The following is a 16,598-nucleotide window of genomic DNA, read 5'->3' on the forward strand; positions in this document are numbered from 1 at the left end:
TTGCAACCATCTGCTCTGGCATCGTGTTTTGCACCGGACTCGTCTGTGCTTTTATCCTGTTTATAACAGTAATCTTGATGCCTTATAGCTCTGCCGCCCAGACCACCAGGCCAGAACAAATATTTGGTAGTATCACCATGTTTACGGCCCTGTCAATCGCTGGACTGGGAGGAGGCACATTTAGCCTCTACCATAGTATACGAGCGCTGCTACGCAAGAAATCCTGGGAATTCAAAGTGCCTTCGATCAAAATTGGCACTTTCAAACTACCCTGGTTTGTCATCTTCCTGGCACTCTATATTGTGATGATCGCCATCGGCCTGATGATTCGCGGCAACCAGCAGGTCGCACAGACCACCTGGCTAACTGTCTTGATGATTGGCCTGGCTGGCTTACTACCAGCCCTGACAATATTTACGTTAGGAGCCTGGCGTGTCCACAATAAAAAAGATGAGCATTGGTCAACCACCTGGCGGCGCATCGCAGTGGCGATCACTAGTGGCGCAACCTCCGCAATTCTCTTCGCGATGATCTTTGAGCTAGTTCTGGGCCTCGTGATTCAAGCAGGATTGCATGTCAATAGTTTTCAGCTAGATGATCCAAACATGCCGATACCCAACGATATGCGAGCAATCATCTATCTATTCCTGGTCGTCGCGGTGGTTGCCCCATTTGTTGAAGAAGGTGTCAAACCGCTGGCAGTTGTCGCCATGATCGGGCGCATCAATAGCGCATCAGAAGCCTTTTTATTGGGCATGGCCTGTGGTATCGGCTTCGACCTCGTTGAGACCTCTGGCTACATCGGCATGGGTTATAGCAACTGGGTTGATGTCGCGATCCAACGTAGTTCAGCTGGACTGCTACATAGTTTTGGAGCAGGCATGAGCGCCCTTGGCTGGTACTACCTGACCCACTCCAAATCTCTCCCACGTCGTCGTATCTTGATCGGCCTGGGTTGTGGCGCTTATGCGGTATTGCAACATGCCATCTGGAATGGCTCATTTGTATTCCAACTGCTGCCAGCCCCTATCGGACCATACTTCGACAAAGGTATCATCACAATCGGTAGCTACCCGATACCATCCATCCTGATCATTTATGCGATCGAGACCGCGCTGATGGTCATCTTCTTCCTCTTTGTCACAGGTAAACTGGGAAGAAATAGTAACCGTGACCAGCTTCCGGGGAAGGCCCCTAAACCAACGGATGAAGAGCGCCAAACAAAAGAGGTTGTGTATAGCACTCCTTATCCACAAGGGCAGCCACAGCCAGCACGCTAAAGCATATAGCATGAGGAGATAGCTCTGGCTATCTCCTCTTTTTTTATAAGAGTGTCTTGTCTCCATCATCATGGGAAGCGTTTCATTCCCATGCGGACGTGCGCTGGCGCGCCCGAATCTTTGTTCTTGTGTGGTACAAAAAGTGCGCAGGGCGCACTTTTTGTACCACACAAGAAATTATGTACGAGCGCTGCAGGCGCGGAAGCTCATACACGAAGGATACGGTGGCTATGGGAGTAAGATACATTCTAATTTAGCTTCATAATTTAGCTCCAGAAAGTAATAACAGAGATACAACTACCACTACTTGTATTTTGCGAGATATTATGGTACTGTCTGGAAAGTTAAACACTACAGATATAGCCGTATAGCAGAAAGGGACCGTACCAATGTTAATAGCACCAACCATCTTCTCAGCAGTCGCTGCTCTTGTTAACAGCAGCATTTCTGGGGTTGAGTGCTCTCACTAGCGCGCCGACTATACTAATCACCTTTCTCCATATAGAGCAATCCATAGCTTCTTACATGATGTAGATGGATTGCAAGATCCTCTATGGCTGAGCCATACACAGATATGGCCAGTACATAGATGACGTCCTCTGGTGTGCACTCTTCCCTCCTTCTAACAACACGTATCTATAGCCGTGGCTCAAGGAGTGACACCGCATGCATTCTACGCAGCATAGCAAGCTCAATGCGTTCACAACGTATCTACTGATCGCAGGACTGGGCTCATTCGCTAATAACGTCATTTTTACCATCAACATGGTCTATCAGATCGAAGTCGTCAAACTTAATCCGCTCCAACTGGTCCTGGTAGGCACAGCCATGGAGATCGCTTGCTTTATCTGCCAGATTCCTACTGGAGTACTGGCGGACACCTACAGCCGCCGCCTGGCGGTCATCTTAGGCTACTTACTAATGGGGGCCGGCTTCTTATTCGAAGGGCTTATACCGAGCTTCCTGGCAGTGCTAAGCGCCCATGTACTCTGGGGCTGGGGTGCCACCTTTGTCAGCGGAGCAGAAGAGGCCTGGTGCGCAGATGAGCTAGGCGAAGATCGGGTTGGCAACGCCTTCATTCGCGGTAGCCAGATTAGCCAGCTTGCCTCACTTTTAAGTATTCCGCTGGGTATCTGGCTCGCCACCTACCGGCTTAACCTGCCAATTATTCTGGGTGCAAGCCTGCATTTTCTATTGGTCGTGTGCTTACTCATCTGGATGCCCGAGCGCAACTTCCAACCCGCCAGGAATAATGAGCACAACTCCTGGCAAACGATGGGGAAAATGATGATAGATGGAGGAAAAGCCGTGGCGCAAAGCAAAATGTTGTTGACCATTTTATGCATCACCGCCTTCTCAGCCATGGCTAGCGAAGGTTTTGATCGCCTGCAGACCGACCACTTCATCAAGAACTTCACCTTCCCTCCACTCTGGCACCTGGATCGCTTGATCTGGTTTGGCATCATCAGCGCAGGAGCCGCCATCCTCTGCTTACTCATCACAGAGCTGGTTCGTCGGCGCATTCAAGTCAACCAGCACACACAAATGATCCGGGTCATGTTCGGCTTTCAAATACTCTTGATTGTCAGCCTGATCGTTTTTGCCCTCAGTGGCAACTTCTACCTGGCCTTAATCGCCTTCTGGTGCGCCAGCATTGGTCGCAGCGCGGCCGCACCCTTCTATATGACATGGATTACGCAGAACAGTCACCCACGCATGCGTGCAACCATCATATCTATGTTTGGTCAAGTGGATGCCATCGGACAGATTGCTGGCGGGCCAGCGGTAGGCTATATCGGCACAGTAGCATCTCTGAGGGCTGCCCTTATCACCACCAGCGCCATTCTGACGCCCACAATGATCTTCTTCTGGCGTGCCCTGAGACTCAGCCAGAAAGTGTCTATCTATACAGAACCAGAGGCGGATGGCATAGAAGAGCCAACCACCATCTAGTAACTCCCGTGCGCACATGCAGACGTACGCTGGCGCGCCCGAGTTTATTTCATAATGTTGTAGAAAATGTGTTTTCACACATTTTCTACAACATTATGAAACTGAATTTTAGAATTTTATGTCCACACAAGATTCTAAAAAAATTGTGTGGTGCAAAAAGTGCGCCGCGCGCACTTTTTGCACCACACAAAGAAAAAAAGCTCGGGCGCGCCAGCGCACGTATTCAAAGATGAGCTATTTGGTACCAATAGCAAAGATATGAATATGATCATTCACTGGCAAAGTAACACTCTGAATGACTTTGCTGGCATCAAGGGCTACGTCGGTATAGTAGATCGATGTATTCAGGGTTTGCTTGCCTCCTGGTTTATTGCGATAATGTGTCAACACAGCAACCGTATTATTGAATGAGGTCGTACTCGCACACCAATCCGTAAAGCCCAGCTGGAAATCCTGGGTCGTCCCATCGGTATAGGTGATAGTAGCCTTACCAGCAGCGGCACCTCCGTGGGCTGATCCCAGGAAGGCCAGAGTGGTACCACTACTGCCTGCAGTTACCGGGATTGTCTGTCCCATCGCTCGAGTATTATCAAACAAACCAGCAGTAGCATAAGGGACAAGGACGCTCACATTATTGTGCACATAGGTAAAACCGGGCTTCCAACCCACCGCCTGCAAGGCCTGATCTGAATAGCTGGCCCCCGCACCATCAAAATTGCCTTTAAAGGTCGCAGTATCATCACTAATGCCATTATTATTATTAAAGTCATGGCTAACGCCCAGCGCAAAAATATGCATCTGACCACCTGTAGTCTGGGGTAAGACAACATCGGAGACATATTTATTTGGCTGCAGTGGCACATCGGCATTAAAAACAGAATTGGCAATCCATTGTTTACCTTGTGGCGAATTTCTATAAGGAAAGGTGGCCATAACCTGATTATTAAATTGTGGGACGCTTGCACACCAATCAGTAAATCCCAGCGTAAAATTCTGCGAAGTTCCATCCGTATAATGGATGGTGCCAGTACCGGATGAAGCTCCGCCTGTAGATGAGCCCAGGAAAGAAAGTTTAGCACCACTGCCATTCACTTGAACGGTTTGCCCATTAACCAGCATATTATCTGGCAGACTATCATTACTGGGGGACATATAGAGATCATCAGCAAAATAGTGGGCCAAATTGATTTCATAACCTTTCATAGCATCTACCGAATAGCTATGATGTCCACCATCAAAGTTACCAAAGAGAGGATTCTTATCGCTGGTAGTACCCAGATTATCTAAATGCTGAGTGTTGCTAGTGGTCGCAATCGAAAAGATATGGATATGGCCCTGGTTGGTAGAAGAAGGCAAAGTCACACTTGCGACATTTTTTCCGGCCAGTAAAGGAGGAGCCTGGGCCAGGAAAAGGAAAGTAGGAACATTTTGTTTGCCACGGGGCGTATTGCGAGAAAGATAGCTATAAAAGTACTGATTGTTAAAAGAAGGTGCCTGAGTAAAAGCGTTGAGGGTCCAATCAGAAAAACCCAGGGTAAAGGGTTGTTGCGTCCCATCGGTATAGTTAATAGTGGCAGTGCCATAAGAGGGGCCACCGGTAGCGGCCCCGACAAAGCCAAGGCGCACGGCTGGATCATTATGATTTATTGGAATTGTTTGTCCATGAGCTTCATAATTATCAGGAACGCCACCCAGCACATCCGGCATCCAAAAGGTAAAATCATTTAATACTACATTATTATATTGCCCCGGATACCAGGGTCCCTGATCAGCAGTATAACTATTGCCACTGCCATCAAAATTACCCGGATTGGGATAGCCATCATCGCTCATTCCCACATTGTTATAAGGGTTCACATAATCTGAGCGTGTTTCCCAGTCAAAAAGATGTAGCCGGGCATTGCCGGTTGTGGTTGGCAAAGTTATGCTGACAATTGTTTTTCCTGCCAGCAGATTGATTTTAGCATAGAACAGATATGTCTTAACAGACTGAGAACCTGCTCGATTGTTGCGCCATAACTGGGTAGTAACAATCTGATTACCAAAATCAGGAGATCTTGTGCCACCACCCAGGGTCCAATCGCTCATGCCCAGAATAGACTTCTGTTGGGTACCATCACTATATGTGAGCGTAGCAGTACCGCTGGCATCACCACCAGAAGCCGAACCCAGAAAGCCAAGCACTTTAGCATTAGCGACCGGGGTAATAGTGAGCGTCTGACCACCAGCCACAACATTATCGGTAGCTTGATTATGAATAGGCCAGATGAAGTGCACACCATCAAAATAAAAGTCTTCAGCATCCCATAATTTAGAAGCTCCCAAAGCTTGCATCGAATAAGAGTAGCCTCCACCATCAAAATTAGCTTCAGCACGTGATAGAGCATTATTATCATTACTCAAGCCAAGATTTAAATATGTGGGAGACGATGTGTTTTGCGTAGAAACTCTTTGCACACTGGTAGCGTTTATGCGCTGAGATGATGAATGTTTCAGTTGATCAGCATTAGCCTGTAAGGCTGGCAGATCACTAATCAGCGCAGGAGATGCGCTAGCATTGGCCCGTGGAGCATGATCAGGTTGGCTAGCGAAAAATGCGGCTACAATGAAGGTAACGATAGCTAGAACTGAGACAAGTATTCCGGAGCGTTTGGAGTGCCAAAACGGCGCAGGCTCCGCTTTTTTAGATATAAAATTCATAATAGTCAGATACTCCCTGGCTTCATAATTAATTATGTATATGCATGAGCTAATATATGATTAACAAGTTAATGATGTCAATAGTTATGTAAAAAGTACTTTATAACAAAATATATGATATCTATTGATGTGTATTTCAAGCTTCCGAAAAGGACTAACAGGGCTTTTTACGGTTCGTCCAGAGATCGTAGCGAGATCACGGGCAAGCGATACGATGTACATTCTTTCAGATGTGGAGCGTATGGAGTGGGCGCCTGCGGCCGCCCACTCCACACACTCCACCCTCCCAACCCGGCTCCGCAGGCGCCAAAGAGAAACATTAGATAGCCCTGGAAGGATTAATCGTAAGCTTGACAGTATTTATCATTGAGTGTTATAGTTTGAAAAGAAGCAAAAAAGATAAAGGCAGTGAGTGGGGCAGATTGGTTAGGATAAGCTGATAGACAGAGAGCAATGTCCAGGCTGAGAGCATTGCCATTGGCCCTTATTCCAATGACTCCCACGAGCCAACCAGTGAAACTTAAAGTAGTAGCTGGATTTCGGGTCTGCGCCCGTTATAGCGCATCGATTTACACCTGTTCTCAAGCAACATAAATTTGAGCGAGGTAGAATCGACTAAGGTCTCGCTATGCGGGATAAATGGTGGTGGTACCACGATAGGCGAAGAAACGCGCCCTCGTCCTCCTGATAGGATGAGGGTTTTTTGTTGTTATTTTTTCTATCAACCTCAACAGAAAAGTGAGCACACCAGCCAGGCCCATGAAAGGAAAGAGCGATGGATAAAGACGGAGACGATAACGATCTGGAGGAAGGCACCAGGAGTCTGTAATACAACAGGCAGGTTTGCCAGGTGTCCTTCCGCTGCATCACACATATATTGGCAAGCCTGCCACAATAAATACAGATTTCAAGGAGTTTCACATGGAACGTATCCGTACTACGGAAGTCGCAACGCGGGTCGGAAAACGTGTGCGCGTTGCTGGCTGGTTACATTCATTGCGCCGCATGGGTGGCATCAACTTTCTGGTTATTCGTGATGGCTGGGGAATGCTCCAGGCTGTGGCTGAAACAGAGAACGAGATAGCCGCTTTATTGCCAGAAAACGTAGGGGTGGAAAGTATTATTGCCGTTGAAGGCCTGGTTATCAGTGAGCCCCAGGCACCTGGAGGAGTCGAGCTGCATGAACTCAGCGTCGAAGCTATCAGTCCAATAGCGGAACTGCCGCCCATCTCATTGAACAAACGCAAACTGAATGCCCAGCCTGGCACCTTGCTTGACCACGCCGTTGTCACCAACCGCCATCCACTCCGACGAGCTACCCTGCGGCTTTCAGCAGGGATGATGGCCGCTTTTCGGGACATCTTGACATCCAGAGCATTCACTGAGATTCAGACACCTAAAATAGTGGCAGCCGCGACCGAAAGCGGGGCCAACGTCTTCAAGCTAGACTACTTTGGGCGTCCAGCTTACCTGGCCCAGAGTCCTCAATTATATAAGCAAATTATGGTCGGTGTCTTTGAACGTGTCTTCGAAGTCGGGCCGGTCTTTCGAGCTGAACCCCATGACACAACGCGGCACCTGAACGAATATGTCAGCCTGGACGCCGAGTTCGGTTTTATCGAAAACCATTTTACAGTCATGGCCCTGCTACGGGACGTGATTGCGCACATTTTGCAGACCTTTAAAGAAGCTTATAGCTCGGATCTGGAGCTATTGCGCGTCCAGATGCCCGACATACCCGAACAGGTACCGCATATCCATTTTGCGGAGGCGCAAGAATTGATTCTCAAATTGCACAAAGTCGATGTGCGAGGAGAGCCCGACCTGTCACCGCAGGACGAGCGCTGGCTAGGTGAATGGGCCAAACAAGAGTTCAATAGCGACTTCTTATATGTTACTGGTTATCCAATGCGCAAGCGGCCCTTTTATACGTATCCCGACCCACAGCGTCCCGAGTATTCAAACTCATTCGACTTGCTCTTCAGGGGGACCGAACTGGTAACCGGTGGGCAGCGGCTTCATCGCTATGAGGATTATATAGCGGCGCTAGAAAAGGGGCAGTTGTCACGCGAGACATTTGAGTATTATCTAGAGGCTTTTAAATATGGTATGCCGCCGCATGGGGGCTTTGCCATAGGCTCGGAGCGCTTTTTGATGCAGTTGTTAGGTACTCAAAATGTTAAGCTGACTACGACTTTTCCGCGCGATATGCATCGTCTGGTGCCCTAGTAGAGGGTGTGCGACTTCCTTGCAGACGTGCGCATGCGCGCCCGAACTAGTGCATTTATTATTATAGTGGAGAAAACGTACATCGCACGTTTTCTCCACTATAATAATAAATGATAACAAAAAACCTTTCATCATATAGATGAAAGGTTTAACTGTTTTGGTGGACCAGAGGGGACTCGAACCCCTGACCTCCTCCATGCCATGGAGGCGCTCTACCAGCTGCGCTACAAGCCCATGCGTTGTATTTGTTGCTTACGAGATACAATTATACACAATCTCTACCATTTTTTCAATATGTTTGGGCATGAATTTTACCAATTTTAAAAAAAATCAGCAAAATTCATGCAGAGATTGTTCTATGATTAGTTGACTAGCCGCCGGCGGGGCCGCCTTCGAGGCCGGGTTTGGTCATGTTTTCGGGATTAAGGATGCGGTCGAGATCTTCTTCGCTAAGGTCAGTTTTCTCACGGGCTACTTCACGGACGGTGCGACCCGTTTTGTGTGCCAGCTTGGATATATCAGCGGCCGCATCATAACCGATAACCGGAGCTAACGAAGTACAGATAGCGAGGCCGCGCTCGACCATTTCAGGTCCTCGAGTAGTAGCTTTAAGGTCCTTAATGCATTGGCGGTTGAAATTTCGGCTGACCGCAGCCAGCAAACTGATAGATTGGAGGATGTTGTAGGCCGTCACTGGCATCATCACATTAATTTCAAAGTTACCAGATTGTCCAGCAACAGTGATAGTCGTGTGGTTGCCTATCACCTGCGCGCAGGCCATACAAACCGATTCTGCGATGACAGGGTTGACCTTACCAGGCATAATCGAGCTACCAGGCTGCACGGCCGGAAGTTCGATTTCACCAATGCCAGCACGAGGGCCAGAGCCAAGCCAGCGTATATCATTGGCAATTTTCATCAAGCTGACAGCAATGGTATTAAGTACGCCGCTGGCCTCCACCACATTATCCAATGTACTTTGAGCCTGAAAGTGACTGCTAGTCTCCTTAACATCAATACCATTGATCTCGGAAAGGCGATCACAGACTCGCGAAGCGAAAGCGGGATCAGTGTTGACGCCGGTACCGACCGCTGTCCCACCAAGGGCCAATTCAGATAATTCACTCTGAGCATGATTTAAGCGAATGATCGCCCGCTCAATCTGGCCAGCATAGCCCTCAAATTCTTGTCCTAAGCGAACCGGAGTAGCATCTTGTAGATGAGTACGCCCGGTCTTCACCACCGGCATAAACTCTTCAGCTTTATCCGAAAGTGTTTGTTGCAGCTCAAGCAAAGCAGGAATTAAATATTTTTCAATACTTAACAGGGCGGAGAGATGGATAGCGCTGGGAATAACATCGTTAGAGGATTGACCAAAATTAACATGATCATTAGGATGAACTTTGCGCGACCCACGAGAACCACCTAGAAGTTCGCTCGCACGATTAGCAATGACTTCATTAGCGTTCATGTTTGTCGACGTACCAGAACCGGTTTGAAATATATCCAGCACAAAATGATCATCTAATTTACCCTCGATGACCTCCTGGCTGGCTTTAATAATAGCATCCGCAATCTGAGCATCGATATGGCCAAGTTCCTTATTTACCTTTGCCGCGGCCTGCTTAATCTGGCCTAAAGCCCGAATAAATTCACGTGGAAAGCGAAGATCACTGATAGGAAAGTTAAGTACAGCGCGTTGTGTACTTGCACCATAATATGCCTCAACGGGTACCTGCATTTCACCCATAGAATCGCGTTCGACCCGGGTATCTTGAGCTGTTTGCGACATAGAACCTCCTCTTCGAGCATTGTTTATCACTCAGGTATTATATCACCACCTACCATGCACTTTCTGTATGTAAGCAAAAAAAGAACAGGTCTGCTAAAAACAATGTAAGAGCAAATCCACATGCAAAAAGCCATCAGCCAGCTTTATTCTGGCTGATGGCTACTGAAAGATCAAAATTAACGAGCATTATTGGCACGAATGCGGGGCAAGACATCGCGCGCATAAGCTTCGATAAAGCCCTTCTGATCAGGGCCAGCATTATGGAAGATCAAGCAATCAAAGCCCAGATCGATGTACTGCTGAGCAAATTTCACATGATCCTCAATATTTGGAGAGAAGCAGCCGGTGCTTTTAACCGTATCGGCTCCTACCACCTCGCCATTTTCCTGAGACATCGCAGGTGTATAAATTTTCTCGTCAAAGAGAGCAGGAATATAAGTACCAGCCCAATACTTCAAATGCTCTTGAATCGCGGCATCCACATCATTAGTATATGCCACATTCAACTCAATGATACGCACCATACGGGAAGGATCTTTGCCTGCCGCACGTGCGCCCGCCTCAAAATTCTGAATAATCCCCTTATAGAGATCTGGTTTTTTCCCGCCAACGGACCACAGGCCATCGCCATAGCGACCAGCGAACTCGGCACTATGTGGTACCAGGGCCGATATGATGATAGGAATGGGAGAGGTCGGAGGAGTAAAAAGCTTCGCCTTACGTGTCTGATAGTACTTGCCTTCATAGTTTACCTCTTCCCCATTCCACAACCCACGAATAATCTCAATCGCCTCAGCCAGGCGATCGCGCCGCTCAGCATAGCTCGGCCATTCACCGGTAGCCGCGAACTCATTCAGCGCCTCACCGGTGCCCAGTCCCAGGCCTGCACGATTAGGAGCAAAGTGGGACAAAGTAGCGGCCGCCTGAGCAATCACCGCAGGATGATAGCGCAAAATCGGGCAAGTAACGCCAGTACTTAATTTGATCTGCTTCGTTTGAGGAGCAACCGCACCCAGCCAGGTCCAGGTAAAAGCCGACTGGCCCTCCTCACTCCAGGGATTAAAATGGTCGCTGACATCAACCCACTCATAGCCGGCTTTATCAGCAGCCACCGCATATTCCATCAACTCTACGGGTGGATATTGTTCTGTTCCTGCTTTCCAACCGAGTTGTAGCATACTTTTCCTCTCTCCAATCTTCATAGGCAACATAGAACGTATCTTATACAAAGCCAACCGAACAGCTGTGCTCATCCGATCGGATAGTATAGCGTAACATACATTTTATACTGACATATGCATAAGCGCTCATCTGTACAGGATAACGTTTAGCAGAGCAGCAGCTATGCTTTATGTTCAATATTATTAGTTGTTACATGCATCTGTGGCGGGGAAAGTTTCAATCTCTAACCTCTTATAGGCTTGTTTAAGCAATCAAGTGCCAGAAATAGAAGACTCAAACTTGTCTCTCCGTCAGGTCTTCGTTTATAATCGTACGTATAAACTCGGCTGGCTGTTTACAGGGAGGAAGCAAGGCATGTTATTAGAAGCGAATATCCGCAAAATGCTCGTAGATGGTGATCAATGGGCCAGTTGGCACGGCTATCATATACCAGTGAGCGAACAGTACTTTGTCATCTGGACACCAATCGGCACATCCATGCATTGGAAACCCGGCACATGGATCGCCCATAAGCATCAGTTGAGTTATTTTTGGCCAGCAGAGTGGTACACAATGCATGCAGGATATGATGAACAGGGCAAATGTATCAGTGTGTATTGTGATGTAGTATTGCCGAACTCGAACTACACAAATACAACAGAGGAGCTAATCTATACCGACCTGTACATTGATGCGGTCGTGCGAGAGGATTACAGTGTCTATACCAAAGACCAGGAAGTATTTGAAAGGGCAGCCAAAACTTATCCTATAGTAGAGCAAGCGCGCAGACAATCATTTGAAGCCCTGGATTGGTTAGAAGAACAGGCAAAAATCTGGGGAGGCCCCTTCAATTCATCCCGCGTCAACTACCCCGTACAGACTTTGAGAACTTGCATCCCGATGAAGCAGCCAGTGTGTTGCAGAGCCTGACATAACTACGCATATACGTGCGAGAATGCCCCCGGGTCTTTTTTCTATGTAGTTACCACAATAGGGCGAGCCTGTTGTGGTAACTACATAGAAATGAGGTTAGATTCTATCCAGAGAAACGATTTTCCAGTGTATCCCATCCTTCTTCAAGGTCAGATGGGCATGGTAGTGCAGGCTTGAGCTGCGATCAATAGTCAAAATAACCTGGGTGGAATCAGGAGAGGCTGGATCGATTTCAACATTTGTAACGGAACCATTTTCGCTATCTGCACCAGTTGCCATCTGGATAAATGCATCTTTTGTTAGCGCCTGGCCACTATCCGTCTTTGCATCAGCAGAGAGATAAGTAAAAGCTCGCTCATAATTGTGAGCCTTGATGGCTTGATAGTAGCTTGCCACAGTTGGAATACTCAGTACAGCGCCCTTCTGCACAACAATCGGGGTTGGCGTCGGTGGTGGAGTAACCTTTGTCGTTGAATTAGATTGATCACTGCACGAAACCAGGAATAAAGCCAGGGAAAGCAAAAATAAACTGCACAGTACATAACGTTTCATAATTCATCTCCTAAGATATTGGTCGCTTATGAAATAAAGAATTGCTTTTATAAACCATACAAAGCACCTCTATATAGACTCCCATATATAATACAGTTACACGGCCTGAACAGCAACTCTTTCTTACAAATAAATATCTTACACGTCTAGCATTAAAAAATTATGAAAAGGTCTTATCTGAGTACTTTATAGCTATTTATTAGCCAATAATTTGTTATTTACCCGCTAATGATTTATATATTAGAATATGCAAACATAAACCATATAAAATATGACATAGAAAATAGCTCTCATCTCGAGCAAGTGCCAAAGCAGTATGCACATGTCATATTACCAATCTGGCAACCTTCAATAACTATTATTTTTATTATGATCCATTAGTTGTGACAATTTGTATGAAGGAGATTATGGATGATTTCCCAGGATTCATCTGCACGAAACCACCCCTCCGACTTTCAGCAACCGGCACCTCGAAATAAGGTAGAAAAGAAACGCCGCATTCTATTAATAGCAATAAGCTTTCTTTTATTATTTGGTGTGGCTGGGGGAAGTTTTCTGGCCCTTAATTTAGTCCACCTGGGGGCGGCTCATGCGGCCTCCTCGGCTAGCGCAGTTACTACTTACAAAGGAAATAATGCTCGCTTAGGTCAATACTCTAACGAGACTACACTGCACACAGGAAATGTATCAGTAAATCAATTTGGAAAACGCGTTACCTATCCTGTTGATGGACAAGTATATGCAGAACCACTGTATCTTCCCAATATAACCATCAATGGTACTAGCCATAACGTCGTGTTTGTAGAAACCGAGCATGATTCAATTTATGCCTTTGATGCAGATCAGACAACGCCGACCGCGCCACTGTGGCAAACCAGTTTTCTGAGTACAGGGGTAACCCCTGCATCGAACCTGGACGTGTCATGTAACGATATGGTACCAGAGATCGGTATTACATCGACGCCGGTCATTGATTCTACATCAAACACACTCTATCTGGTTGCCTTAACCAAAGAGAATGGCTCACTGGTCTATCGCCTGCACGCCCTTGACATTACAACTGGTCAGGATAAGCCAGGTAGCCCCACAATTATCAGTGGATCAGTGACAGGCACAGGAAGAGGAAGCGTTGGCGGAAAAGTAGCCTTCAATCCACAATACGAACGTCAGCGTTCCGCCTTGCTACAGGTTAACGGGCAGGTTTACGTTGCCTTTGCTTCTTTCTGTGATGTTGGCTCATACCATGGTTGGATTATGAGTTATGGCTACAACGAGACAGCAGGCTTCCAGCAGACCCACATCTACAACAATACTCCGGACGGAGTGGGTGGTGGCATCTGGGGAGGAAATGGGGCCCTGGCCGCAGACTCCACAGGCAACATTTACACCGTCAGTGGTAATGGTGACTTCAATCTCAACACAGGTGGCAAAAATGCTGGAGATTCATTCGTCAAACTGAATCCTGATTTGTCCACTGCATCTTACTTTGCGCCATTCAATCAGCTCTGTCTGCAACAGGCAGACGCCGACCTGGGCTCCGGTGGTCCAATCCTTATTCCCAATACCAACGAAATAATTGGAGCGGGTAAAGAGGGTCGCGTCTATGTGATTGACCGAAACAACATGGGTCAATTTACTGCTGATCCCACGCTCAATTGTAACAGTGCGGCAGAAAAAAATCGTGTAAACGTCGATAAAATACATCAGGAATTGCCACCTAACACCATTGGTGGTATGTACAGCACGCCCGTCTACTGGAACGGCACTGTTTACTTCACCGGTGTCAATGATCATACAAAGGCGTTTACATACAATTTCAGTACCAACACACTGAATACAACCCCATCAGCTCAGACACCAGAGTCATTTAAATTTACCGGCGGTGACGCCGTTCTTTCTAGCAATGGAACCAATGTTGGAACCGGTATTCTCTGGGCAATCGATCCACTAGGCATTTTGCGAGCCTATGATGCCTCCAACATTTCCAATGAGATTTACAACAGTAGCCAGAACAGCACCCGCGATGGACTGGACAGTTACGTCAAATTCACAACTCCCACAGTCGCAAACGGAGAAGTCTTTGTTGGAACAAAGACCAGTCTGAACATCTACGGTCTGCTCAAAGGTACACCCCAACCCACACCAACGGCTACAACCACAGGGACAGTAACACCTACCCCTACCCCAACGGGCACACCAACATCTGGCGGCGCCGTTTTCAATAACGCAGGTATCTCTGATGATACCAATCCAGGCGCGGCAAACTTTGATGGTGGTCACAGAAGCTATTCAGCCCAGGAGCTACGCAATAACGGTATCAACGCTGGTGACAATACCTTCTATAATAAGATGGTCTTTACCTGGCCTGATATAACCACAGGCTCGCCTGACAACTATGTAGCTCAGGGACAAACAGTAAATGTCACTCCGGTCAATGGAGCTAATATTCTGGGTTTCCTGGGTTCATCATCAGGTGGCCCAACTTATGGAACGGCCGTTATCAACTATACTGATGGTTCACACCAGAGCTTTTTCCTTGGCTTTAGTGACTGGACCCTCGGTGGAGGAAATGCTCCCGTCTCCTTTGGCAATGGCAAAATGGCGACCCTCAATTATCGTAACTCGGCAACTGGTTTCCAGACTGTAACCAACTACATCTTTTATGCAGATGTCTTGATGCAAAGCGGGAAAACTGTACAGAGCGTCACCCTGCCTACTACGACTACTGGTGGCCTCCTACATGTCTTCGCGATTTCAACCAAACAGGGTACAGTCTCGACAACAGGTGATGCCAGTGCACCATTCAATAACATCGGTACCAGCAATGACTCTGCACCCACCAGTGCCAGTTTCGATTCTAAAGATAGCTATTCAGCCCAGGCCATGCAATCTGCAGGACTGATCCCTGGTGGTTCAGTTAACGCTTATGGCACAACCTTCTTCTGGCCCGGCGCTGCTGCAGGAACTGCCAACAACTTCATTCCACAGGGTCAGGTTATTCCAATCAATCCTGTGAGTAATGCGCAGACCATTGCGTTCCTGGGTTCTGCTACCTATGGTAATACACAGGGATCAGCAACCGTCACATTTAGTGATGACACAACTCAGAACATTAATCTTGCATTTAGTGACTGGACGCTTGGCGGCGGCAAAAACATGCTTGCCACTGGCAACCTGGTTGCGGCCACGATGCCATATCGCAACACACCAACAGGCAAACAGACACTTAACACTATGATCTTCTACGTTGAATATGCCCTGCCCGCAGGCAAAACTGTACAGAGTGTCACCTTACCAACAGTAACCACTGGTGGTCAGATGCACGTCTTCACAGTATCAACGAAAGATAGTGCACCATTCCCAGTATCCGCATACAACAATGCTGGTACCAGTGATGACAGTGCACCAGCAGGAGCTGGACTGGATGGCAAGTATAGCTACTCAGCTCAGGCTCTAAGTAGTGTAGGTCTTGCCCCAGGTAGCCTGTTAACCATCAATGGAGGAAGTTTTGTCTGGCCTGGTGGTATTGGGCAGAACAACAACTACCAGACTAATGGACAGGTAGTACCAGTGAACTCAGTTTATGGTTCTACTGTGCTAGCCATCCTGGGAGCCTCTACTGGTGGTCCTTCATCTGGTCAAGCCACCATCACCTATGCTGATGGTAAGACACAGCAGGTGACACTTGGCTTCAGTGACTGGACTCTGGGAGGTGGAAATCAACAGGTTTCCTACGGTAACCTGATCGCGGCCACCTCACCCTATCGTAACTCACCAGCTGGCAAACAAAGCGTGAAGGCATATGTGTATGACAGCGAGTTTGCTCTGATCTACAATGAGCCGGTAGTCAGTATTACCCTGCCCAATGTAGCACAGTTGCACGTCTTCTCTGTTACAACCCACTAAGCAACCTGATCGTTTTTCTAGAGTACAAGAGAGAGATCTTCATTGAAGGTCTCTCTTTTTTATGGCATGATAGATGAGTGGAACAAAAAGGG

General features: G+C 47.5%; 9 protein-coding genes and 1 tRNA gene. 5 read left to right on the forward strand and 5 right to left on the reverse strand.

Annotated features, from left to right (window positions below; genetic code table 11):
• Positions 1–77 precede the first annotated feature (77 nt).
• On the forward strand, positions 78–1,280 hold the full coding sequence (locus EL645_RS12625; RefSeq protein WP_126550496.1) for a PrsW family glutamic-type intramembrane protease: 1,203 nt from the start codon (positions 78–80) through the stop codon (positions 1,278–1,280).
• A 666-nt stretch (positions 1,281–1,946) separates the two neighbouring features.
• A complete protein-coding gene (locus EL645_RS12630; RefSeq protein WP_126550498.1) occupies positions 1,947–3,233 on the forward strand; it encodes an MFS transporter in 1,287 nt (428 codons plus the stop codon).
• A gap of 234 nt (positions 3,234–3,467) precedes the next feature.
• Here EL645_RS12630 and EL645_RS12635 read toward each other — a convergent pair whose 3' ends face one another.
• Positions 3,468–5,933: a beta-sandwich domain-containing protein gene (locus EL645_RS12635; RefSeq protein WP_126550500.1), complete on the reverse strand. Its 2,466-nt coding sequence runs from the start codon at positions 5,931–5,933 to the stop codon at positions 3,468–3,470.
• A gap of 921 nt (positions 5,934–6,854) precedes the next feature.
• Between EL645_RS12635 and aspS the strand changes: the two genes are divergently transcribed.
• The gene (gene aspS, locus EL645_RS12640) at positions 6,855–8,162 is read left to right on the forward strand and encodes an aspartate--tRNA(Asn) ligase (RefSeq protein ID WP_126550502.1); all 1,308 of its coding nucleotides are present in this window, start codon (positions 6,855–6,857) and stop codon (positions 8,160–8,162) included.
• Positions 8,163–8,320: 158 nt separating this feature from the next.
• Here aspS and EL645_RS12645 read toward each other — a convergent pair.
• From EL645_RS12645 to EL645_RS12655, 3 genes are all read right to left on the reverse strand, one after another.
• Positions 8,321–8,396: transfer RNA gene (locus EL645_RS12645), tRNA-Ala, on the reverse strand.
• A gap of 136 nt (positions 8,397–8,532) precedes the next feature.
• On the reverse strand, positions 8,533–9,954 hold the full coding sequence (locus EL645_RS12650) for a class II fumarate hydratase (RefSeq protein ID WP_126550503.1): 1,422 nt from the start codon (positions 9,952–9,954) through the stop codon (positions 8,533–8,535).
• 176 nt (positions 9,955–10,130) lie between these two features.
• Positions 10,131–11,132 carry a TIGR03557 family F420-dependent LLM class oxidoreductase gene (locus EL645_RS12655; protein ID WP_126550505.1) on the reverse strand — a complete coding sequence of 334 codons (1,002 nt, stop codon included), beginning with the start codon at positions 11,130–11,132 and terminating at the stop codon, positions 10,131–10,133.
• A gap of 358 nt (positions 11,133–11,490) precedes the next feature.
• Here EL645_RS12655 and EL645_RS12660 point away from each other — a divergent pair, with 358 nt between their 5' ends.
• Positions 11,491–12,045 (forward strand): ribonuclease FAU-1 family protein, encoded by a 555-nt coding sequence (locus tag EL645_RS12660; protein ID WP_126550507.1) that lies wholly within the window; start codon positions 11,491–11,493, stop codon positions 12,043–12,045.
• A 99-nt stretch (positions 12,046–12,144) separates the two neighbouring features.
• Here the strand turns inward: EL645_RS12660 and EL645_RS12665 are convergent, their stop codons facing one another.
• Positions 12,145–12,600 carry a hypothetical protein gene (locus EL645_RS12665; protein ID WP_126550509.1) on the reverse strand — a complete coding sequence of 152 codons (456 nt, stop codon included), beginning with the start codon at positions 12,598–12,600 and terminating at the stop codon, positions 12,145–12,147.
• 411 nt (positions 12,601–13,011) lie between these two features.
• Between EL645_RS12665 and EL645_RS12670 the strand changes: the two genes are divergently transcribed.
• Entirely contained in the window at positions 13,012–16,506 is a 3,495-nt protein-coding gene (locus EL645_RS12670; RefSeq protein WP_136625202.1) for a beta-sandwich domain-containing protein, read from the forward strand.
• Positions 16,507–16,598 lie beyond the last annotated feature (92 nt).

The organism is Dictyobacter kobayashii (genome assembly GCF_003967555.1).
Taxonomy (GTDB): Bacteria; Chloroflexota; Ktedonobacteria; order Ktedonobacterales; family Ktedonobacteraceae; genus Dictyobacter; species Dictyobacter kobayashii.